The organism is Actinoplanes derwentensis, assembly GCF_900104725.1.
Taxonomy (GTDB): domain Bacteria; phylum Actinomycetota; class Actinomycetes; order Mycobacteriales; family Micromonosporaceae; genus Actinoplanes; species Actinoplanes derwentensis.
In genome coordinates this window covers 7,415,778-7,435,125 of sequence record NZ_LT629758.1, presented here as the reverse complement: position 1 = coordinate 7,435,125, position 19,348 = coordinate 7,415,778, and the positions used below count along the sequence as shown (strand labels likewise).

General features: G+C 69.7%; 17 protein-coding genes. 6 read left to right on the top strand and 11 right to left on the bottom strand.

Going from position 1 to position 19,348, the window contains the following annotated elements; genetic code table 11:
* Nucleotides 1–85: 85 nt before the first annotated feature.
* Nucleotides 86–1,225 (top strand): PP2C family protein-serine/threonine phosphatase, encoded by a 1,140-nt coding sequence (locus BLU81_RS32830; RefSeq protein ID WP_092550068.1) that lies wholly within the window; start codon nucleotides 86–88, stop codon nucleotides 1,223–1,225.
* Here BLU81_RS32830 and BLU81_RS48725 read toward each other — a convergent pair.
* Nucleotides 1,222–1,386, bottom strand: a complete 165-nt coding sequence (locus BLU81_RS48725) for a hypothetical protein (RefSeq protein ID WP_157751870.1) — start codon at nucleotides 1,384–1,386, stop codon at nucleotides 1,222–1,224. The genes BLU81_RS32830 and BLU81_RS48725 overlap by 4 nt on opposite strands.
* A gap of 247 nt (nucleotides 1,387–1,633) precedes the next feature.
* Between BLU81_RS48725 and BLU81_RS32825 the strand changes: the two genes are divergently transcribed.
* Nucleotides 1,634–3,490, top strand: a complete 1,857-nt coding sequence (locus BLU81_RS32825) for an acyl-CoA dehydrogenase (protein WP_092550065.1) — start codon at nucleotides 1,634–1,636, stop codon at nucleotides 3,488–3,490.
* 116 nt (nucleotides 3,491–3,606) lie between these two features.
* On the opposite strand, the gene BLU81_RS32820 is transcribed toward BLU81_RS32825, so the two are convergent.
* Nucleotides 3,607–4,125: a SixA phosphatase family protein gene (locus BLU81_RS32820; protein ID WP_092550062.1), complete on the bottom strand. Its 519-nt coding sequence runs from the start codon at nucleotides 4,123–4,125 to the stop codon at nucleotides 3,607–3,609.
* Between the two features lie 115 nt (nucleotides 4,126–4,240).
* Between BLU81_RS32820 and BLU81_RS32815 the strand changes: the two genes are divergently transcribed.
* Nucleotides 4,241–4,519: a DUF6458 family protein gene (locus BLU81_RS32815; protein WP_092550059.1), complete on the top strand. Its 279-nt coding sequence runs from the start codon at nucleotides 4,241–4,243 to the stop codon at nucleotides 4,517–4,519.
* A gap of 57 nt (nucleotides 4,520–4,576) precedes the next feature.
* On the opposite strand, the gene trhA is transcribed toward BLU81_RS32815, so the two are convergent.
* On the bottom strand, nucleotides 4,577–5,254 hold the full coding sequence (gene trhA, locus BLU81_RS32810) for a PAQR family membrane homeostasis protein TrhA (RefSeq protein WP_092550056.1): 678 nt from the start codon (nucleotides 5,252–5,254) through the stop codon (nucleotides 4,577–4,579).
* A gap of 78 nt (nucleotides 5,255–5,332) precedes the next feature.
* Here trhA and BLU81_RS32805 point away from each other — a divergent pair, with 78 nt between their 5' ends.
* The 3 genes from BLU81_RS32805 to BLU81_RS32795 are packed head-to-tail and all read left to right on the top strand — an operon-like array spanning nucleotide 5,333 to nucleotide 7,510.
* Nucleotides 5,333–5,938, top strand: coding sequence for a 5-oxoprolinase subunit B family protein (locus BLU81_RS32805; RefSeq protein WP_092550053.1), 606 nt, complete (start codon nucleotides 5,333–5,335; stop codon nucleotides 5,936–5,938).
* A complete protein-coding gene (locus tag BLU81_RS32800; protein WP_092550050.1) occupies nucleotides 5,836–6,771 on the top strand; it encodes a 5-oxoprolinase subunit C family protein in 936 nt (311 codons plus the stop codon). Before BLU81_RS32805 ends, BLU81_RS32800 begins: the two co-directional genes overlap by 103 nt.
* Nucleotides 6,767–7,510: a LamB/YcsF family protein gene (locus tag BLU81_RS32795; RefSeq protein ID WP_092557973.1), complete on the top strand. Its 744-nt coding sequence runs from the start codon at nucleotides 6,767–6,769 to the stop codon at nucleotides 7,508–7,510. Before BLU81_RS32800 ends, BLU81_RS32795 begins: the two co-directional genes overlap by 5 nt.
* Here BLU81_RS32795 and BLU81_RS32790 read toward each other — a convergent pair.
* The 8 genes from BLU81_RS32790 to pdhA form a co-directional block, all read right to left on the bottom strand.
* Nucleotides 7,498–8,328 carry a CU044_5270 family protein gene (locus tag BLU81_RS32790; RefSeq protein ID WP_092550047.1) on the bottom strand — a complete coding sequence of 277 codons (831 nt, stop codon included), beginning with the start codon at nucleotides 8,326–8,328 and terminating at the stop codon, nucleotides 7,498–7,500. The two genes, BLU81_RS32795 and BLU81_RS32790, sit on opposite strands and share 13 nt — an antisense overlap.
* Nucleotides 8,321–8,896, bottom strand: coding sequence for an RNA polymerase sigma factor (locus tag BLU81_RS32785; protein ID WP_092550044.1), 576 nt, complete (start codon nucleotides 8,894–8,896; stop codon nucleotides 8,321–8,323). The genes BLU81_RS32790 and BLU81_RS32785 overlap by 8 nt, the downstream gene beginning before the upstream one ends.
* 26 nt (nucleotides 8,897–8,922) lie before the next feature.
* Nucleotides 8,923–10,719 (bottom strand): NHL domain-containing thioredoxin family protein, encoded by a 1,797-nt coding sequence (locus tag BLU81_RS32780; protein WP_092550041.1) that lies wholly within the window; start codon nucleotides 10,717–10,719, stop codon nucleotides 8,923–8,925.
* A gap of 89 nt (nucleotides 10,720–10,808) precedes the next feature.
* Nucleotides 10,809–15,026 carry an LppU/SCO3897 family protein gene (locus BLU81_RS48720; protein WP_157751869.1) on the bottom strand — a complete coding sequence of 1,406 codons (4,218 nt, stop codon included), beginning with the start codon at nucleotides 15,024–15,026 and terminating at the stop codon, nucleotides 10,809–10,811.
* Nucleotides 15,027–15,350: 324 nt separating this feature from the next.
* On the bottom strand, nucleotides 15,351–15,503 hold the full coding sequence (locus BLU81_RS49325; RefSeq protein ID WP_172890662.1) for a hypothetical protein: 153 nt from the start codon (nucleotides 15,501–15,503) through the stop codon (nucleotides 15,351–15,353).
* 196 nt (nucleotides 15,504–15,699) lie between these two features.
* The gene (locus tag BLU81_RS32760; protein WP_092557971.1) at nucleotides 15,700–17,100 is read right to left on the bottom strand and encodes a dihydrolipoamide acetyltransferase family protein; all 1,401 of its coding nucleotides are present in this window, start codon (nucleotides 17,098–17,100) and stop codon (nucleotides 15,700–15,702) included.
* Nucleotides 17,101–17,105: 5 nt separating this feature from the next.
* Entirely contained in the window at nucleotides 17,106–18,077 is a 972-nt protein-coding gene (locus tag BLU81_RS32755) for an alpha-ketoacid dehydrogenase subunit beta (protein ID WP_092550029.1), read from the bottom strand.
* A complete protein-coding gene (pdhA, locus tag BLU81_RS32750; protein WP_092550026.1) occupies nucleotides 18,077–19,216 on the bottom strand; it encodes a pyruvate dehydrogenase (acetyl-transferring) E1 component subunit alpha in 1,140 nt (379 codons plus the stop codon). The genes BLU81_RS32755 and pdhA overlap by 1 nt, the downstream gene beginning before the upstream one ends.
* Nucleotides 19,217–19,348: the final 132 nt, after the last annotated feature.

Here is a 19,348-nt window from a genome sequence, read left to right as displayed (position 1 = left end):
ACCTCCGGCAGGTCAGAACCTGCTCAGCCTACGGGTCAAGTTGATACCCGACGCGCGTCTGATCGGGCATGCTGGTCGGCGAACCATGTCTACTTTCCTGGCGGGGCGACGCCCGCTGAGCCCTGGGAACCGCGCCGGCGTCGGCGCGGCTCTCGTGCTGCTCGCCGTCGTGTCCGCCGTGGAGTCGGCCGAACGGCCGCAGGCGGACTTCGTCGGGCTGCTCGCGGCGGTGCCGTTCCTGGCCGCGGTCTTCGCGGTGTGGCAGCTGGTGCTGGCATCGGGTGTGCTCGCGACAGTGGTCGGCGCGATCTTCGTGGGGATCGCGGGCACCCAGAGCGGCGTGGGGATCGCGGGCACCCCGAGTGGCATGGTCGGCCTGGTCAATCTGATGGGCATCGTGCTGGCGACGGGTGTGGCGGCGGCCGGTGCCACGATCCGGGAGCGGCAGGCCGACCGGATCGCCGAGTTGTTGAAGCTGGCGGCGGTGGCTCAGCAGGCGGTGCTGCGGCCGATCGGGCCGCAGGTGGGCGCGCTGGCGATCTCCGGGCGCTACATCTCGGCGACCGCGGCGGCCGACATCGGTGGTGACCTCTACGAGGCGCTGGACACGCCGTACGGGGTGCGGATCATCATCGGGGACGTCCGGGGCAAGGGCCTGGACGCGGTCCGGCTGGCGAGCATCGTGCTGGGGTCGTACCGGCATGTGGCGTACGAGCGGGCCGATCTGCGGACCATCGTGCAGGACCTGGACCGGGCGGTGGCCCGCAGTGTCGGCGACGAGGACTTCGTGACGGCGGCCCTGGTCGAGGAGCGCGGCGGCACTCTGACCATCGTCAACTGTGGACACCCGGCCCCGTTGCTGCTGCGCCGGGGCCAGGTCATCCCGCTGGAGCCGCCGGCGCCGGCTCCCCCGCTGGGTTTCATGCCGGAGGTGAAGGCCCGGGTCGAGCGGCTGGAGCCGGGGGACCGGCTGCTGCTCTTCACCGATGGCCTGGGTGAGGCGCGCCGGGAGGGCGAGTTCTTCCCGACCGCCGACCGCGCGTGGCGCCTGCTGGGCCACGGCACGGTCGGCGATGGGCTGGCGTCGCTGGAGACGGCGCTGGTGGATTGGGTGTACGGCCGTCTCGAGGACGACATCGCACTGGTCCTGCTGGAGTACGCCGGACCGGACGGCGGCACTGCCGTCTCGGTGCCGAGCTGGGAAGTCGGTGCGGCCGGTAGTTAGGCCGCCGCGTTGTCCTGCGGCTCGGGTGCGACCGGTCCGGTCGGCGAAGCCGGTGCCGGAGCGGCTGGCATCTGGTCGGGCTGACGGTGCCGCCCGACGTAGTTGCGCGGCTGGTTCGCCTGTCGGGGCTCCGGGATCAGGCTTTTGATCGTGGCGAACATGGCATCCCCCTGTTCGTGGCTGTCTATCCGGTGAAACGACCAGTGCGGGCCCGCGATACGCCGCCTGCGTGTCGAAGTACGCAAATGGCCGAACGGCTGTCCCGGCCGCCATCTGATCGGACGGACAACCGCCCCGTCCTGGTGGGCCGATCGGTAAACCCTGCCCGGGTTGTCGGTACCTACCGATCAGTAATACAGTGGGGTTACTGACGGGTAACTCGCGTCCGGGAGAGCGGGGCCAAGCACCATGACGCATTACAAGAGCAACCTTCGGGACCTCCAGTTCAACCTGTTCGAGGTCTTCGGAGCGGAGAAGTCACTCGGCCAGGCGCCGTTCGACGAGTTCGACCTGGAGTCCGCCCGCGACGTGCTCGCGGAGGTCGACCGGCTGGCCCGCGAGGACCTCGCCGCGAGCTATGCCGATGCCGACCGCAACCCACCGGTCTTCGACCCCGCGACGCACACCGCGCCGCTGCCGGAGTCGTTCAAGAAGTCCTACGAGACCTTCATGGCCTCCGAGTTCTGGCGGCTCGACCTGCCGTCCGGCCTCGGTGGCACGCCGGCGCCGCGGAGCCTGGTCTGGGCCGTCGCCGAGCAGATCCTGGGTGCCAACGCCCCGATCTGGATGTATTCGTCCGGTCCGTCCTTCGCGCACGTGACCTGGATCGAGGGCACCGACGAGCAGAAGGAATGGGCCAAGCTCTTCGTCGAGAAGCAGTGGGGCTCGACCATGGTCCTCACCGAGCCGGACGCCGGCTCGGACGTCGGTGCCGGCCGGGCGCGCGCCATCCCGCAGGCCGACGGTTCGTGGCACATCGAAGGCGTCAAGCGCTTCATCACCTCGGGTGAGCACGACCTGAGCGACAACATCATCCACTACGTGCTGGCCCGCCCGGTGGGCGTCGAAGGTGTGGGTGGCCCTGGCACCAAGGGCCTGTCGCTGTTCATCGTGCCGAAGTACCACTTCGACCCGGCCACCGGTGACCTCGGCGAGCGCAACGGCGTCTACGCCACCAACGTCGAGCACAAGATGGGCATCAAGGTCTCCAACACGTGTGAGATGACCTTCGGTGAGCACGGCACCCCGGCCAAGGGCTGGCTGCTCGGCGAGGTGCACCAGGGTATCCGGCAGATGTTCATGATCATCGAGAACGCCCGGATGATGGTCGGCACCAAGGCGATCGCGACGCTGTCCAGCGGTTACCTGAACGCGCTGGAGTACGCGAAGAACCGTGTCCAGGGCGCCGACCTGGTGCAGAACACCGACAAGGCCGCGCCGCGGGTGACGATCACCCACCACCCGGACGTACGCCGCTCGCTGATGCTCCAGAAGTCGTACGCCGAGGCCCTCCGTGCCCTGGTCATCTACACGGCCACCTGGCAGGACAAGATCGCCATCGCGCAGGCCGCCGGTGACGAGAAGACCGCCCGGGCGGCGAGCCAGATCAACGACTTCCTGCTTCCGCTGGTCAAGGGCGTCGGATCCGAGCGGGCGTACGAGTTGCTCGGCGCCGAGTCGCTGCAGACCTTCGGTGGCTCCGGCTTCCTGCAGGACTACCCGCTGGAGCAGTACGTCCGGGACGCGAAGATCGACACCCTGTACGAGGGCACGACCGCGATCCAGAGCCTCGACCTGATCTTCCGCAAGATCGTCAAGGACGGCGGCCGCACGCTCGGCACGATCGCCGCCGAGATCCAGGGCTTCATCGAGAGCGAGGCCGGCAACGGTCAGCTCAAGGACGAGCGGCTCGCCCTCGGCAAGGCCCTCGGTGAGATGCAGAGTATCCTCACCGTCACTCTGGGCTGGCTCGGTGCGGTGCAGAACGGCGAGGCCCGCGAGCTCTACAAGATCGGCCTGAGCTCGCGCCGGATCCTGCTCGCCTTCGGCGACGTGGTCCTCGCCTGGCTGCTGCTGCGTCAGGCCGAGGTGGCCCTCAACGCCCTGAACGGCGAGGTCTCCGACGCGGACAAGAAGTTCTACACCGGCAAGGTGGCCGCGGCCCGCTTCTTCACCCGCGAGATCCTGCCCCGGATCGGTTCCGACCGCCGGATCATCGAGAACACCACCCTCGACCTGATGGACCTGGACGAGGACGCGTTCTGACCAGACTTTTCCCACTCTCCTGAAAACTGACGAGGGCTCGGCGGACAACGACGTCTGCCGGGCCCTCGTCGGTGGACAGTGCACGTGACGCTCGGACCTGGTACCGGAAGTAGGGTTCAGCCTCGCGCGGTGTGGGACCGGATCAGGCGCATCGAGCCCGGTTCCACCGACGACCACGGTTTCTCGCCGGTATGGACGGCCAGGCCGGAGGTCTTCATCTCCAGGACCGTGCCGGTGTACTGCTCGTCCGGCAGTAGCAGGGCGGACACTTCGGACATCGTCGGGTTGTGGCCGACCACCAGGACGGTGCGCGCCGTATCCGGAACCGCCTTCAGGAGCTCGAAGACCTCGCCGCCCCGGCCCAGGTACATCGAGTCCTCGTAGTGCACCTCGGGTGCCGGGCGGGCGGCCGGGCCCTGCCCCAGGGCGATGGCGACGCCCTGCCAGGTCTGCCGGGTGCGCTTGGCGGGGGAACAGATCACCAGGTCGGGGTGCAGGCGCTCGTCGGACAACCAGGAGCCGGCCGCGTCCGCGTCAGCGTTGCCGCGCTCGCTGAGGGCGCGGTCGTAGTCGTCGAAGTCACCGGGGATCTCCGCCTTGGCATGGCGCAGCAGAATCAGCGTCCGCGTGGTCATCGGGACAGCTTGCCTGATTGGGATTCGGTACGGGCGGGTAACGCTCGATCGACGCATTCATCACGGTCGAGCGATCGGCGCCCGGCCGAGCGGACACCCACCCAAGGAGGGTCCGATGGGCATCGGCGCGAGCATTTTCCTGATCGCTCTGGGCGCGATCCTGGCGTTCGCTGTAGAGGCGGACATCAGTGGCCTGGACATCGGTGTGATCGGCTGGATTCTCATGCTGGCCGGTTTCGCCGGTCTCGTGATCACACTGGTGTTCTGGAGCAACCGTCGCCGCACCGTGGTGACCCGGTCGCAGCAGCCGGCTGCCGGAGCCGGTTACACCACCGAGTACCGCGAGGTTCGTCGCGACGACGTCCCGCCGCCGCCTCCCCCGGCGTACTCCTGACCCACACATGACTGCGGGCCCCCTGGGAATCCAGGGGGCCCGCAGTCATGTGTGGAGCTAGGCGTACAGAGCGAAGTAGACGGCGATGTGGTGGCAGATCGCCGCGACCAGTGTGCAGGCGTGGAAGAACTCGTGGTGACCGAAGACGGTCGGCCAGGGGTTGGGCCGGCGCAGCGCATAGAAGACCGCACCGATCGTGTAGATCGCGCCGCCGACGAGCAGCAGCACCAGGCAGGTCACGCCGCCGACGTGCAGCACTTCGGGGATGATCGCGACGGCCACCCAGCCGAGCGCGACGTAGAGCGGTGCGCCCACCCAGCGGGGCAGGTGTGGCCAGATCATCTTCAGGGCCACCCCGCCGAGGGCGCCGCCCCAGACGAGGACGAGCAGCACGAACTGCTGGGTGCCTTCGAGCAGCAGCACGCAGAAGGGCGTGTAGCTGCCGGCGATGAAGATGAAGATCATCGAGTGGTCGGCGCGACGCATGATCTGGTAGCCACGCTCGCTCCACACCCTGCGGTGATAGAGGGCGCTGGTGCCGAACAGGCCGCACACCGTGACGCTGTAGATCAGACAGCTGAGAAACGGTGAGATGCCTGGCCGGCTCAGGGCGATCGAGCTGAGCACGACGCCGCAGACTAGGGCTACGAAGAACGCGTACTGATGCAACCGGCCGCGTAGTCGCGGCTTGCCGAGGTCGGTCGGCTTCATCCGGAACGGGGCTGAGGTCGTCACGCATTCCAGGTTACGGCACCGTAGGTTACTAGTGGGTAGTGACGGCGGATACGGTTGACTCCACCGGATGATTTCCTCATGAAGATACGACGGGTGGGGGCCTGGGGGCTACTGATCGAGTGCCCCGACGCGGATCGGGTGGAAGATTGGCGTGCCGAGCTGTGGCGCCGTCGTGCGGCGGGCGAGCTGCAGGCGGTGGAAATCGTCCCGGGAGCCCGGACCGTGCTCCTCGACGGAGTCGCGCCGGGCACGGAAGCCCTTCTGGCGGCCTGGGAGCCAGCCCCGGGCGAGCACCGTGCCGACGGCCGGATCGTGGAGATCCCGACGGTCTTCGACGGCGCTGATCTGGACTCCGTCGCCGGTCTGTGGCATGTCACCCGGGACGAGGCGGTGCAGCGACTGGTCGAGACCCGGCTCACTGTCGCCTTCTCCGGCTTCGCGCCCGGTTTCGCCTATCTGCGAGGTTTTCCGGATGAGTGGGCGGTGCCCCGGCTCGACGCTCCGCGGCCTCGCGTGCCGGCCGGATCGGTCGCACTCGCCGGCGGCTGGGCGGGCATCTACCCCACTGCGTCGCCGGGCGGATGGCGGTTGGTGGGCAGGACCGATCAAACCCTTTTCGACGTACGACGGGAGCAGCCCGCCCTTCTCACCCCCGGCACCCGGGTCCAGCTGGTGACCACGTGATCACCGTGTTGCGGGCCGGGCCACTCACCACCGTGCAGGACCTCGGCCGGCCCGGCTGGGCGCACCTGGGCGTACCCCGCTCCGGCGCCCTGGACATGCCCGCCCTGCGACTCGCCAACCGGTTCGTCGGCAACCCTGACGACGCGGCCGGGCTGGAGACCACGCTGCTCGGCTGCACGCTGCGGTTCGCGTCAGCGGCCCTGGTGGCGGTCACCGGTGCGGTCGCCGATGTCGACGTCAACGGCCGGCCGGTCGAGCGGCTGCGCGGATACCAGCTTTTCGAAGTCCCGGCCGGTGGGATCGTCGACGTCAAGCGGGCCACCCGGGGTGTGCGGTCCTACCTAGCCGTCGCCGGGGGCATCACCGTCGAACCGGTGCTGGGCAGCCGCTCCACCGACACCCTGTCCGGGCTGGGACCGGACCGGCTCACCGACGGGGCCGTCCTCCCGGTCGGAACGGTCACCGGCGCCCCGATCGTGGGCGAGCCGGCGCGGGTCACCGGTGAGCTGGTACTCGGACTGCGGCTCGGGCCACGTGACGATTGGTTCGATCGGACGGGGCTGTTCGGTACCCCGTACGAAATCAGTCCGTTGAGCAACCGGATCGGCACCCGGCTGGCCGGCACCGCCTTGACCCGCGCCAAGGCCGGCGAACTGCCCTCCGAAGGAGTGGTGCTCGGCGCGGTGCAGGTGCCGGCCGACGGGCAGCCGATCATCTTCCTCGCCGATCACCCCACCACCGGCGGTTACCCGGTGATCGGCGTGGTCGGCGACGTGACGCCCCTTGCCCAGGCCCGGCCGGGGACTACGGTGAGATTCCGTGAGCTCGATTGACCTGAACGCCGACCTCGGTGAAGGCTTCGGCGCCTGGCGCCTCGGCGACGACGACGCCCTGCTCGACGTGGTGACCTCGGCGAACGTGGCCTGCGGCTTCCACGCCGGCGACCCGTCCACGATGTACCGGGTGTGCCGCCTCGCCGCCGAGAAGGGCGTCGCGGTCGGCGCCCAGGTCGGCTACCGCGATCTGGCCGGGTTCGGGCGGCGGCGGATCGACTACGACCGTAACGAGCTACGCGACGACATCCTGTACCAGATCGGCGCCCTGGAAGCGTTCTGCAAGGCCGCCGGAGACCGGGTGCGGTACGTCAAACCGCACGGCGCCCTCTACAACACCGCCGCCGTCGACGTGGTCCAGTCGTCCGCGGTGATCGACGCCGTGCTCGCCTACGACGCCGCGCTGCCGGTGCTCTGTCAGCCCGGATCGGTGCTGGCCGCCCGGGCCGTCGAAGCCGGGCTCTCCGTGGTCGGCGAGGGCTTCGCCGACCGCGGCTACCTGGCCGACGGCCGTCTCGTGCCACGCAACCAGCCGGACGCGATCGTGCACGACGTGGACGAGGTGGTCACCCGGGTGGTGCGGATGGCCGTCGACGGCGAGGTGATCGCCGTCGACGGCACCGTCACGCCCTGCCCGGTCCGGTCGATCTGCGTGCACGGCGACACTCCCGGCGCGGTCGACCTGGCCCGCGCGGTGCGGGCGGGACTCGCCGCCCACCTGGCGGTTCAGCCCTTCTGATCGATCCGGTCCACCAGAGCGATCCGATCGAGGCTGGAATCCTTGGTGCCGAGCAGCGTGTGGGACTTCTCGTCGAAGACCCAGAGGACACGTTCCTCGGTCGTGCCCGGACTGACCCAGGCCACGCCGACGCCGGTCCGGCCGCGGGAGTCCTGCGCGCCCTCTACCAGGCGGTTCCCGTCGATCAGGCCGATCGCGCGGTAGAACGCCGCCCGCTGGGCCGGCCGCATCCAGACGGTGGTGGGGAGGACGCCGATGAACTTGTTGATGGCGTCGAGATGGTCCGCCCCGGTCCGGTCCTTGACGTACTTCTTGATCCAGACGGACATCGCCGCCGGGTCGGTGGGCATGTCCGGCAGGTAGCGCGGGATCGGTTCACCCCGGAAGACGTGGTAATCGCCGTCTTCGCCGCGGCCCTTGCTGTCGTGTTGGCCGTCGATCGACAACCAGGCCTCGTTGAGAGTGCCGTCGAACTCGACAAATCGCAGGTAGAGGTACTGATCGCCGCGCGGGACGACGTCCTTCTCCTTCGCCGCGGTGGTCGCCGCCGCGTTCAGGAAGGCCGCTACCGGAGTCATTTCCGGCGCGCTCGCCGCCGGGGGTGCGGGCTGGGCGGCCGGCGTCGTCACGACCTGGGGGATCGCCACCGCCGCCACGACGGCCGCAGCGGCAGCCGTCAGCAGAGCGGCCCACCGGCGACTCTTTTTCGCGACAGGTGCGACTTCGGACATCAGCGTCATCCGCGACGCGGCCAGGCGCTGCGACGACGGCAGTGCGGTCTCCTCGCCCAGGTCCCGGACCAGCGTGATCTCATCCATGGTGAACCTCCACATCGGTGCTGATCAACGGGTTGCTGCCGCCGAGCGCGGCGCGAAGCTGGACACGGGCCCGATGCATCCGGGACCGGACCGTGCCCACCGGAATGTCGAGTGCCGCCCCGACCTGCTCATACGTCAGCTCCTCCTGCACGAGGAGCAACAGCACGTCGCGGTCGCCGTCGGCGAGATCGGCCAGAGCCTCGGTGAGGGTGTTACGCAGCGCCGCGGCGGTGACGTCGGCGGCCACCCGGTCGGCGTGACAAGCCGTGTCCTGCTCCGGCGGTACCGCCCGGTGCAGGCGCAGCCGGCGGACCTCGTCCCGGCGATGCTGGGCCACCAGATTCGTGGCGATCCCGTAGAGCCACGGGCGGGCGTCCCGCTGATCGGCCCGGAACGAGGCCCGGCGACGGAACGCGGTCAGGAACGTCTCGGCGACCAGATCGTCAGCCGACTGGTCACCGAGACGACGAGCCAGATAGCGGTGGATGTGCGGGGCGTGCCGGTCGAACAACGCCGCGAAGTCCTTGCGGATCAACGCGGCGTCATCCGGGTCGTCTGTGTCGTCCATGCCCCTTATCCGTCACTCGACGGATATCAGTTCGCGGTGTCCACCCCTCGCAAGATCAACGGTAGGCGCTGCGGGCCGGCCGGGTCGATCACGATCGGCACACCCCAGTCCTGCCGGGTCAGATGACAGGCACCGAACTCGGCGTCCACGTCACACGTCGCGGCCTGCGCGACAACCTGCAAGACCCCCTTGGGTACGTCCGGGTTGAGGGTGATCTTGCGCGTCAGGTCAGTGGTGACGCCGGCGCCGTCCAGCAGCAGCTCGGCCGGCGACGCCGACACGGTCAGCCGCACCGGCGAACCGAACTGGCTGTCCAGCTTCTGCCCCGGCGCCGGCGTGAAGATCACGTCCAGGGTCACCTCGCCCGGAGCCAGGTGCGACGGCGGGCGCTCCGTCTTGTGCCGTTCCCCGGTCACCGTCTTGACCGCGCCGGGTGCCAGCCGGGTCAGCCGGTGCGCGGCCGACTCCACCACGATCACCTGGTTCTGAGTCACCAGAACGTCGCTCGGCTCGGCCAGTCCGGAATCCACCGTGGACACCTCGCCCGACTCCGGATCGAAACGACGAACCGCGCCGTTGTACGTGTCCGCCACCAGAACCGAACCGTCCGCCAGAGCGGCCACACCGAGCGGGTGCTGGAACAACGCCTCGGCAGCCGGACCATCCACGTGACCGAAATCGAACAGTCCCTGACCGACTGCGGTATGCATCACGCCGGCCTCGACATAGCGCAGCGCCGACGTCTCACTGTCGGCGATCCACAGCCGTTTCTGATCAGCGCTGACCGACAGGCCGGACGGCTGGGCCATCCACACGTCCGGGATCGGGCCGTCCCGTAGCGCCTCCACCGTCGTACCGGCGTAGACGCCCACCGTGCGCTTGATCGGGTCGAACCACCACAGCTGGTGGATGCCGGCCATCGCGATCACGACCTTGTCGTCGAACCAGGCCACATCCCACGGCGATGACAGATCCGCGGCCAAGGCGTCGTGTGCGTGATCGTCGACCGTCGAACGCCACGGCCGTCCCGAACCCGCGACCAGAGTGATCTCGCCGGACATCAGATTGATCGCCCGGAGCTGGTGGTTGACCGTGTCCGCGATCACCACGTCGTAGCCGGCCGTCGACGCCACCGCCGGCGGCAGCAGCGCCATGCCCTGCGGCTCGCTGAACGGCACGCCCCGCTCCGGGCCACCGAACCGCCGCACCAGGGTCGCCCCATCGGGCGACAACTCCACCACCGAGTGCCGGGCCGAGTCGGAGACCAGCAGATTGCCGTCGGCCAGCTCGATCGCCTTGCCCGGGAAATGCAGCAGACCCTCGGCGGCGGGCGGGGGCACATACGGGCCGTCGCCGCGGTGCAGGGTGCCGCTCGCCTCATGCTTGATGATCAGCTCGTCGATCAGCCGGGACAGGCCTTCGGCGTGCCCCTCACCCGCCATCGAGGAGACCAGATAGCCTTCCGGATCGACCACGGCCAGCGTCGGCCAGGCCTTCGCGGCGTACTGCTCCCACAGGTGCATGTCGCCGTCGTCGACCACCGGGTGATGCACGCCGTACCGCTCCACCGCGGCGGCCAACGCCTTCGGGTCACGCTCGTGCTCGAACTTCGGCGAGTGCACGCCGATCACGACGAGCGCGTCGCCGTACTTCTCCTCCAGCGGGCGAAGCTCGTCCAGGACGTGCAGGCAATTGATGCAACAGAACGTCCAGAAATCCAGGAGCAGGATCTTTCCGCGCAGATCGGCCAGAGTGAGAGCCTTACCGCCGGTGTTCAGCCAACCGCGACCCTTGAGTTCGGGCGCACGCACGCGAAATTCCATCCCGCCATCGTGCCCTACCCGTATGAACGAACCAGGCCCCGGCTCACCCGAGCGGGACCTGGTTCACTGCTTTGTGCCGACGCTCGCGGTCAGCCGTTCTTCTTCAGACAGAGCACCTGGTCACCGCTGTCCTTCGGGATCACGATGTACGGCTGGGTGGCGTCACCGCACTGGTCCTTGGCCGTAACGATGTTGGTGACCTGGAACGTGTCCGGCTCAGTGCACGGCGCCACCACCGGTGTGGTGCCGCTGCGCTTCACACAGTCACCCTGCGCCACATTGAACTCGTCCTCACCCGAGATCAGGAAGACCAGTCCGAACACCACCGCCAGCAGGACGAACGCGCCGAGCGCCACGGCCAGAGCCGCCGGAATCGTTCGCACGTTCGTCTTCGCAGACGGGGCCGGTGCCGGGGTGTCCGCCTTGAACTGGTCGAACTTGCCCTGCTCGTCAGCCGGGCCGGGCCAGCTCGTGGTGTCCTCCGGACCGGGCGGGGTCACCGTGGCGCGAGCCGCCGGACCACCCGGGTAGATCCCGCCGCTGGGCTGTTCACCGGGCATCGGCGACAACGCGGGCAACGGGACGTACGGCGAGTCGCCGCGGCCCGAGACATCGGTGGTGTGCTCGTTGTAGTGGTCCGCCTGAGCACCACGGCCCGCATCGAACGGCGGGCCGGCCTGCGCACCGAACGGCGAGTCAGCCGGACCGCCGAACGGCGAACCAGCCTGGTCACCGGAACCGAACGGCGGCGCCGAACCCGGGAACTGCGGCGAACCCGGCATGGCCGAACCCGAACCGGAGAACGGCGAACCCGGCATGGCGCTCGCGCCCGGACCCGGGAACTGCGGGGAACCCGGCATCGCGAACGGCGAACCGGCACCCGGAACCTCCGGCGGCGTCACTCGGGCGCTCGCGGTCGCACGGGCGGTCGCCCGAGCCGGCGACTGCGGAGCCACTCCCTCACCGGCTGGCGAGAAGCCACCGAACCCGGGAGTCTCCGGCGCGGCCGGGAACCCACCGGACTGCGGCTCACCATCGGCGTTCCGCTGCGGCAGCCCGAACCCGCCGGACGAGTTCTCGCCCTGCGGTGCCCCGAAGCTGTTCTCGCCGTGCTGCGGCCCTCGGAAAGCACCATCACCCTGCGGCGCCCCGAAACCACCATCACCCTGCGATGTTCCGAAGCCACCGTCGTTCTGCGGCGTTCCGTAGTTGCCGCCCTGCGGTGCTCCGAAACCGCCATCGTTCTGGGGCGATCCGGTGTTCTGGGGCGATCCGAAACCGCCGGACGGGCTCTCACCACGAGGCCCGAAGCCGGGCTCGCCCGGACCGCCGGACTGAGCCTGACCACGCTGCGGCAGGCCGAAACCGCCGGACGGGTTCTCACTCTGCGGTGCCCCGAAAGCACCATCACCCTGCGGCGTTCCGAATCCACCGTCGTTCTGCGGCGTTCCGAATCCACCGTCGTTCTGCGGTGCTCCGAATCCACCATCATGCTGCGGTGCTCCGAAAACACCATCATGCTGCGGGGAGCCGAAGCCACCTGAGGGGGCTTCGTGCTGCGCGCCGAACCCGGAGTCACCCTGCGGTGATCCGAAGCTGCCGACTGAAGCCGAGCCGCGCTGGGGCAGGCTTGACGGGTTCTCACCCGGCTGGCCGCCGAACGGAACGGCGAACCCGCCGGACGGAACCTCGCCGGACCGGGAGGAACCGGCTGAGTCGTCCTCCGGTTTGTCGGGAGTGGACGCGGCCGGACGACCGTAGACCCGGGCCTGCGGCGCGGCGGCGGGCGGCGGCGGCATCTCGGCCGCCTCACTCGGACTGACCCGGCCGGGCACCGAGGCACTGGCCGTCACCGGACGGGCTGAGCCGACGGCGGGCTTGGCGCCGGGTTCACGCGGCGCGCCGGGTTCACGCGGCTGCGGAACCGACGAAGCGCCCTGCGGATCGGCCGAGCCACGGCTGTCGGCGCCGGACTGATCGGCGGCAGCCAACGGACCCCGTGCGTCACCAGCGGCAGCCCCGAAGGAACCGGATCCACCCGATTCCCCGTATGGCGAGGAGTTGGCGGTAGCACCGTATGACGAGGAGTCCACCGATTCTCCGAACGGTGAGGAGCCGGCGACCGCACCGTACGGCGAGGCGTCGGCGGGGTCTCCGAACTGCGGGGAGCTAGCGGCGGCACCGTATGGCGAAGCACCTGCCGAGTCCCCGAACTGCGAGGAGCTGACGGAACCATACGGCGAAGATCCAGCCGGGTCCCCGAACTGCGAAGAGCCGGCCGACTCTCCGAACTGCGGGGAACCTGCCGAGTCTTCGAACTGCGAGGAACTCGCCGGGGCGCCGTAGGGCGAGGAACCAGCCGACTCGCCGAACTGCGAGGACCCGGGTGCACCGCTGACCGAAGCGGATCCGGTGGATCCGCCGAACGGCGACGCTCCCGAAGAACCGCTGGACGGGGAAGACCCGCCGAACGGTGAGTTCTCCGGGGAACCACTGACCGGGGACGACCCGGCCGCGCCGAACGGCGTGGACCCGGGCGTGCCGCTGACTGAGGCGGATGCGCCATAGGGCGAGTTTCCGGGCGTGCCGCTGACCGGGGACGACCCGGCGGAGCCGAAGGTCGATCCGCCGGGCACGCCGCTGACCGAAGCGGACCCGCCGAACGGCGAGGCGCCCGGGGAACCGCTGACCGGCGAGGACCCGGCCGGGCCGAACGGCGAAGCGCTGGGTGCGCCGCTGACCGAGGCGGATCCGGTGGATCCGCTGAACGGTGAGGTGCCGGGCGTGCTGCTGGCCGGAGACGCGCCGCCGAACGGTGACGAGCCCGACAGCGGGTCGCCTGCGGCGGGCGTATTGGACGACAGGCTTCCGCCCGAGGCGAGAGCCGCCCCCGGGACACGCTGCGGGTAACCGGCGGCAGTCGCGGGCGGCTGCTCCTCACCAGCGGGCGCGGGGAAACCGGCGGCCGCGGAGGGACTGGCGGGCGCGGAGGACGCGAACGGCGATGTGCCGAACGGCTGCTGGCTACGAATAGGCAGGTCCAGGCCAGCCTGCGTCCCGGCTCCGGGGCCCTGCGAACCGGGCGCGAGCCCCTGTGCGCCGGATCCGAGGCCTTGGGACCCGGACCCCAGGCCCTGCTGCGAGTTGGGCCCGAAACCAGGCTGCGGGCTGGATCCGAAGGCGGGCTGCGAGCTGGACCCCGGGCCGGACGGGGAGTCGGACGGATCGGTGCCGGGGCCGGCGGGGGCGCGCAGCGGGAATCCGCCGCCGTCGCCGCGCCGGGACGGGAACGAGTCGGCGGCCGGGCGCGAGGCATCGGCGGCGGGCTCGGCGGGCCGGGCGTTCTGCTGCATCCAGCTGTTCTGTGCGGGACCGGCGGTGAAGCCGCTCTGGCCCGCGGAACCGTCAGGCAGGTCGGAGAGGCTGGCGCCGGGGACCCGCACCGCCTGGTCACCGAAGGCGGAGAAGGAACGGCCGAGACCGCCGTCCTCGGGCGCGGTGGCGCCGGGCTTACGGGTGGGTAGCCCACCGGGTTTCGGCGCCGCGAAGCTGGACGGGCTGTCCGAAGCCGGTGGTGTGCGAGTGGGCAGGCCGGCGGCTCCGAACGGCGAAGCAGCCGGATCGGCCGCGGACTGCGGTGTGCGAGCGGGCAGACCGGAGGCGCCGAACGGCGATGCCGAATCGGTGGAACCTTGCGGCGAGGGCGCCGGGAAACCCGCGGACGGCGGGAATCCAGCGGACGGCGGGAATCCAGCGGATGCCGGGGAACCGGCGGGCGCCGGGAAGCCAGCGGCGGGCTGGAAACCGGCGGGCGGCGGCGGGAAGCCAGGCGAGGGCGTCGCGGCCGGGTCGGAACCGGCTGGCGCCCAGGCGGCCCCGGAAGGGGCCGGGGGTGCCGAACCGTACGGCGGAGGTGGTGTGCCGGGCTGGCCGGGTGCGGGCGCGACCGTGCCGTACGGCGAGGCCTCGGGGGCCACCGACCCGTACGGCGAGGCGTTCCGCTGCGGCAGTTCGCTCTCGGGCTGTGGCACACGTGCGGACCCGTACGACGTCCCGCCGGTGGGGTTGGGACCCGCACCGAAGGTGGAGACTGCGGGAACCACGAACGGCGAGCCCCCACCGGGAGCACTGGCCGGCGGTGGCCCGTAGGAGTTGGCGAAGCCCTCAGCGGGAGGCGGAGCCGATGCCCGGCCGGCTGTGCGCTGGTCGGGCCGCTGACCCTCGGGGTCGTGCGGGAACCCGCTCGACGTGGGTCCGCCCGACGTGGCCTCGGCCGGCTGACCGGCGTGCTGCCCCTCGGACGTCATATGCGCCTCCTCATCGATGCGGCCGTGCCAGCTTTGCACGGACGCGACCCCAGCGGCGACCTTCCGCCGTTGGGCCGTGCCAGCTTTTCAACCCCGCCGTGCCGGGGGCCGAAGTGCTGTCGCCGCCGATGGCCCCGGTTTCCCGGGCCGACCGGCAGAGCCGGATCGGGGACCGTGCCCACGGTACCGGGCGGTTGCGGCGGTAGGAATCCCGGTATACGCCCCGGAGGGACGATGGCTCGATCTTCGAAAGTGTGATTTGACACGAAACGGCCCGCCCAGGTCACCCGGGCGGGCCGTTTCGAGAGGTAGAGCGGGCGCGGGTCAGGAGATCCAGCGCCGCTGGGCGATGACGGCGATCTCGTCACGCATCGCCTGAGTCGGAGCGCCGGCGAGCGCGCGGTTGATGGCGCGGTTGTCGCGGCTGATGATCCGACGCTGACGGAAGCGGTCGATCATGGTCCGGGCGGTGCTCATGACGTGCTCATTCCTCCGGCGGTAGCCGGTTTCGCTTTGACGAGCGTCGCCGGCCGCTTGTGGCGGTTCCCTCGGCGCGCGTCCCGTTGTTGACTCCATTATGCATCGACCAACGGGACGCGGCCACCGAATTAGGGGGTGAGCTGGGTCATGTACCTAAGGATCGAAGGTCTCTCGATGATGTGACCGAAAGACCTTAGGTCCAGCTGAGGAGTGCTCCTTCCGGGTCCTCCAGGAACGTGCCGATGTCCCGCAGGAATCGGGAGCCCAACTCGCCGTCGATGATCCGATGGTCGAAGGAGAGCCCCAGGGTGGTGACCTGACGAGACTTGATCCGGTTCTTGTGCACCCAGGGCATCGGGCGGATCGCGCCGAACGCCAGAATCGCCGACTCGCCCGGCGGCAGGATCGGTGTGCCGGAGTCGATGCCGAACACGCCCACGTTCGTGATCGAGAGCGTGCCGCCGGTCATGTCCGCCGGTGGCGTCTTCCCCGACTTGGCGACCCGGACGAGAGTGTTCAGAGCTTCGGCGAGTTCCCGCAGACTGAGACGGGCGGCGTCCTTGACGTTCGGGACGATCAATCCGCGCTCGGTGGCGGCGGCGATACCGAGGTTCACGTAGTCCTTGACCACGATCTCGCCGGTGCCACCTGACCACGTCGAGTTGACCATCGGGTGCCGCGCGGTCGCCAACAGCACCGCTTTCGCCACCAGTAGTAAAGGTGAGACCCGGGTCTCGGCGAACTCGGGCCGCGCCTTCAGCTTCTCCAGAGCCTTCATCGACCGGGTCACGTCCACGGTCAGGAACTCGGTGACGTGCGGCGCGGTGAACGCCGACGCCACCATGTTCGCCGCGGTGAGCTTCCGCACCCCTTTGACCGGGATGCGCCGTTCCCGAGACTCCGGGTCAAAGGCTTCCCGAGCGGTTTCCGGTACGACCGGAGCAGCCGCCCGTTGCAGATCGTCACGCGTCACCGACCCCATCGGCCCGGTCCCGTCAACCGTGGCGAGATCCACACCCAGGTCCCGGGCGAGCTTGCGAACCGGCGGCTTGGCCAGCACCGGCCCCACCCGAACAGCCGGCACGACGGAAGCCACAGCCGGGGCTGCGGAAACCGGAGTGATGACGTCCGGGGCGGGACCGTTTGCGATACCCGTACCAGCGCGGGGTCGTCGTTTTGCGCTCGTGGTGCGCGGACCGTAACCGACGAGGACCGCCGTGCGACCGCCCGGCGCCGGTCCACCGATCAGCCCGGCCTCGACCTCGCCGCCGGAATCCGGATCGGGCGCGGAAGAAGGAGGCGCGGAAGAAGAAGCAGTGGCAGCGGGAGTAGAAGGAGTAGCCGAGGATGGGTCGGTGTCGATGGCGATGATCGGCTTGCCGACCTCGCACACCGTCCCGGCCTCGTGGAAGATCCGGGTGACCACGCCACCCCATTTCGCCGGGATCTCGACGGCGGCCTTGGCCGTCTCCACCTCGACGATCGGCTGGTTCAGTTCGATGGTGTCGCCGACTTTGACGAGCCAGGCCAGGATCTCGCCCTCGGTCAGCCCCTCACCGAGGTCGGGCAGGTTGAACTCCTTGATCCGGGACATCGCCGTCACCAGCCGAACGAACGGTCGACGGCGTCCAGGACCCGGTCCAGATCGGGGAGGTACTCCTCTTCCACCCGGGCCGCCGGGTACGGGGTGTCGTAGCCGGTCACCCGCAGCACCGGTGCCTCCAGTGAGTAGAAGCACTCCTCGCTGATCCGGGCGGCGATCTCGGCACCGAGGCCGACGTTGCCAGGGGCCTCGTGCACGACGACCGCGCGCCCGGTCCGCCGGACCGACTCGAAGATCACCGGATAGTCGATCGGGGAGAGCGAGCGCAGGTCGATGACCTCCAGTTCCCGGCCGTCCTCGGCAGCCGCGGCGGCGGCGTCGAGCGCGACCCGGACCATCGGGCCGTAGGCGAGCAGCGTCGCCGCCGACCCGGGCCGGGCGATCCGGGCCGAGTGCAGCGGGAAGGACGGCGCAAGGTCGAGGTCGACCTCACCCTTCTCCCAGTACCGGCGTTTCGGCTCGAAGAAGATCACCGGGTCGTCCGAGGCGATAGCCTGCTGGATCATCGAGTACGCGTCGGCCGGGTTCGAGCAGCTCACGACCTTGAGACCGGGCGTGTGCGCGAAGTAGGCCTCGGGCGACTCGGAGTGGTGCTCGACCGCTCCGATGCCGCCGCCGAAGGGGATCCGGATGACGATCGGCAGCCGCACCTTGCCCTGGGAGCGGTAATGCATCTTCGCGACCTGGGCGACGATCTGGTTGTACGCCGGGAAGACGAACCCGTCGAACTGGATCTCGCAGACCGGCCGGTACCCGCGGATCGCCAGCCCGACCGCGGTGCCGACGATGCCGGCTTCGGCCAGTGGCGTGTCGATGACCCGGTTCTCGCCGAAGTCCTTCTGCAGGCCGTCGGTGATCCGGAAGACGCCGCCGAGCTTGCCGACGTCCTCTCCCATGATCACGACCTTGGGGTCGTCCTCCAACGCGCGCCGGAGCCCGTGGTTGATTGCCTTACCCAGAGTGATCATCAGTGCCCGCTCCCCTCGAAAGAGGCCTGGTACTCGGTGAACGCGGCGCGCTGGGTGTCGAGTTCGGGCGAGCCGTTCGGATAGACGTTGTCGAAGAGCGTCACCGGTTGTGGGTCCGGCATCGCCAGCACCCGTTCGCGCAGATCGAGGGCCTTGGTGGTGGCCTCGTCGTCGACCTCGGTGAAGAAGTCCTTCTTGGCGATCTTCTGTTTGCTGAGGAACGCCCGGAGCCGGCTGATCGGGTCCTTGGCCTTCCACGACTCGACCTCGCTCGCGATGCGGTAACGGGTCGGGTCGTCGGAGCTGGTGTGCGCACCCATCCGGTACGTGTAGGCCTCGATCAACGTCGGCCCTTGACCGGTGCGCGCGTTGTCCAGTGCCTGCCGGGTGACGGCGTAGCTGGCCAGCACGTCGTTGCCGTCGACCCGGATGCCGGGGAAGCCGTAGCCGCCGGCCCGCTGGTAGAGCGGGACCCGGGTCTGGCGTTCGAGGGGTTCGGAGATCGCGTACTGGTTGTTCTGGCAGAAGAAGACGATCGGCGCGTTGAAGACGCCGGACCAGACGAACGCCTCGTTGACCTCACCCTGGCTGGTCGCGCCGTCCCCGAAGTAGGCGATCACGGCCTCGCCGTCGAGGGAGCCGGTCTTGCCGTCCATCGTGACGCCCATGGCGTAGCCGGTCGCGTGCAGTGTCTGTGAGCCGATGACGATCGTGTACTGGTTGAACCGGAACTCCTGGGGATCCCAGCCGCCCTGGTCGACGCCGCGGAAGAGCCCGAACGGCATGATCGGGTCGATCCCGCGGCAGTAGAGGACCCCGTGCTCGCGGTAGGTGGGGAACGCCATGTCCTGGGGCCGCAGCGCCCGCCCGGAACCGACCTGAGCCGCCTCCTGACCGAGCAGACTGGCCCAGATGCCCAGTTCACCCTGCCGTTGCAGAGCGACCGCCTCGGTGTCGAGCCTGCGGATGGTGACCAGGTCGCGGTAGAGCTCGCGGTACTCCTCATCGGTGAAGTCGACCGAGTACGTCGTCCCGTCAGCGGTGGTCACGCTGTCGACACGCTCGCCGTCGGGGGTCAGCAGTTGGACGAAGCCGCCGGCCGGTATGTCGGTCCCGGCAACGCTCTCGCCTTTCGCCATCCGTGTCTCCTGTTTCCTCGTGCGCCCGCGTCGGGTGTTGCCCGGTCGCGCGGCTGACCTGCGGAAAACCGCGCCCGGCCCGGGTGGGGCCGACTGCGCGGCAGCTCCGGCACGGTGACTATCGGTGCCGGG

Bases quoted from the DNA above. Each gene is read 5' to 3' on its own strand.
- BLU81_RS32830 (WP_092550068.1), top strand. From the start codon at position 86: ATGTCTACTTTCCTGGCGGGGCGACGCCCGCTGAGCCCTGGGAACCGC.
- BLU81_RS48725 (WP_157751870.1), bottom strand. From the start codon at position 1,386: ATGTTCGCCACGATCAAAAGCCTGATCCCGGAGCCCCGACAGGCGAAC.
- BLU81_RS32825 (WP_092550065.1), top strand. From the start codon at position 1,634: ATGACGCATTACAAGAGCAACCTTCGGGACCTCCAGTTCAACCTGTTC.
- BLU81_RS32820 (WP_092550062.1), bottom strand. From the start codon at position 4,125: ATGACCACGCGGACGCTGATTCTGCTGCGCCATGCCAAGGCGGAGATC.
- BLU81_RS32815 (WP_092550059.1), top strand. From the start codon at position 4,241: ATGGGCATCGGCGCGAGCATTTTCCTGATCGCTCTGGGCGCGATCCTG.
- BLU81_RS32805 (WP_092550053.1), top strand. From the start codon at position 5,333: ATGAAGATACGACGGGTGGGGGCCTGGGGGCTACTGATCGAGTGCCCC.
- BLU81_RS32800 (WP_092550050.1), top strand. From the start codon at position 5,836: ATGGCGGTTGGTGGGCAGGACCGATCAAACCCTTTTCGACGTACGACG.
- BLU81_RS32790 (WP_092550047.1), bottom strand. From the start codon at position 8,328: ATGGATGAGATCACGCTGGTCCGGGACCTGGGCGAGGAGACCGCACTG.
- BLU81_RS32785 (WP_092550044.1), bottom strand. From the start codon at position 8,896: ATGGACGACACAGACGACCCGGATGACGCCGCGTTGATCCGCAAGGAC.
- BLU81_RS32780 (WP_092550041.1), bottom strand. From the start codon at position 10,719: ATGGAATTTCGCGTGCGTGCGCCCGAACTCAAGGGTCGCGGTTGGCTG.
- BLU81_RS48720 (WP_157751869.1), bottom strand. From the start codon at position 15,026: ATGACGTCCGAGGGGCAGCACGCCGGTCAGCCGGCCGAGGCCACGTCG.
- BLU81_RS49325 (WP_172890662.1), bottom strand. From the start codon at position 15,503: ATGAGCACCGCCCGGACCATGATCGACCGCTTCCGTCAGCGTCGGATC.
- BLU81_RS32760 (WP_092557971.1), bottom strand. From the start codon at position 17,100: ATGTCCCGGATCAAGGAGTTCAACCTGCCCGACCTCGGTGAGGGGCTG.
- BLU81_RS32755 (WP_092550029.1), bottom strand. From the start codon at position 18,077: ATGATCACTCTGGGTAAGGCAATCAACCACGGGCTCCGGCGCGCGTTG.
- pdhA (WP_092550026.1), bottom strand. From the start codon at position 19,216: ATGGCGAAAGGCGAGAGCGTTGCCGGGACCGACATACCGGCCGGCGGC.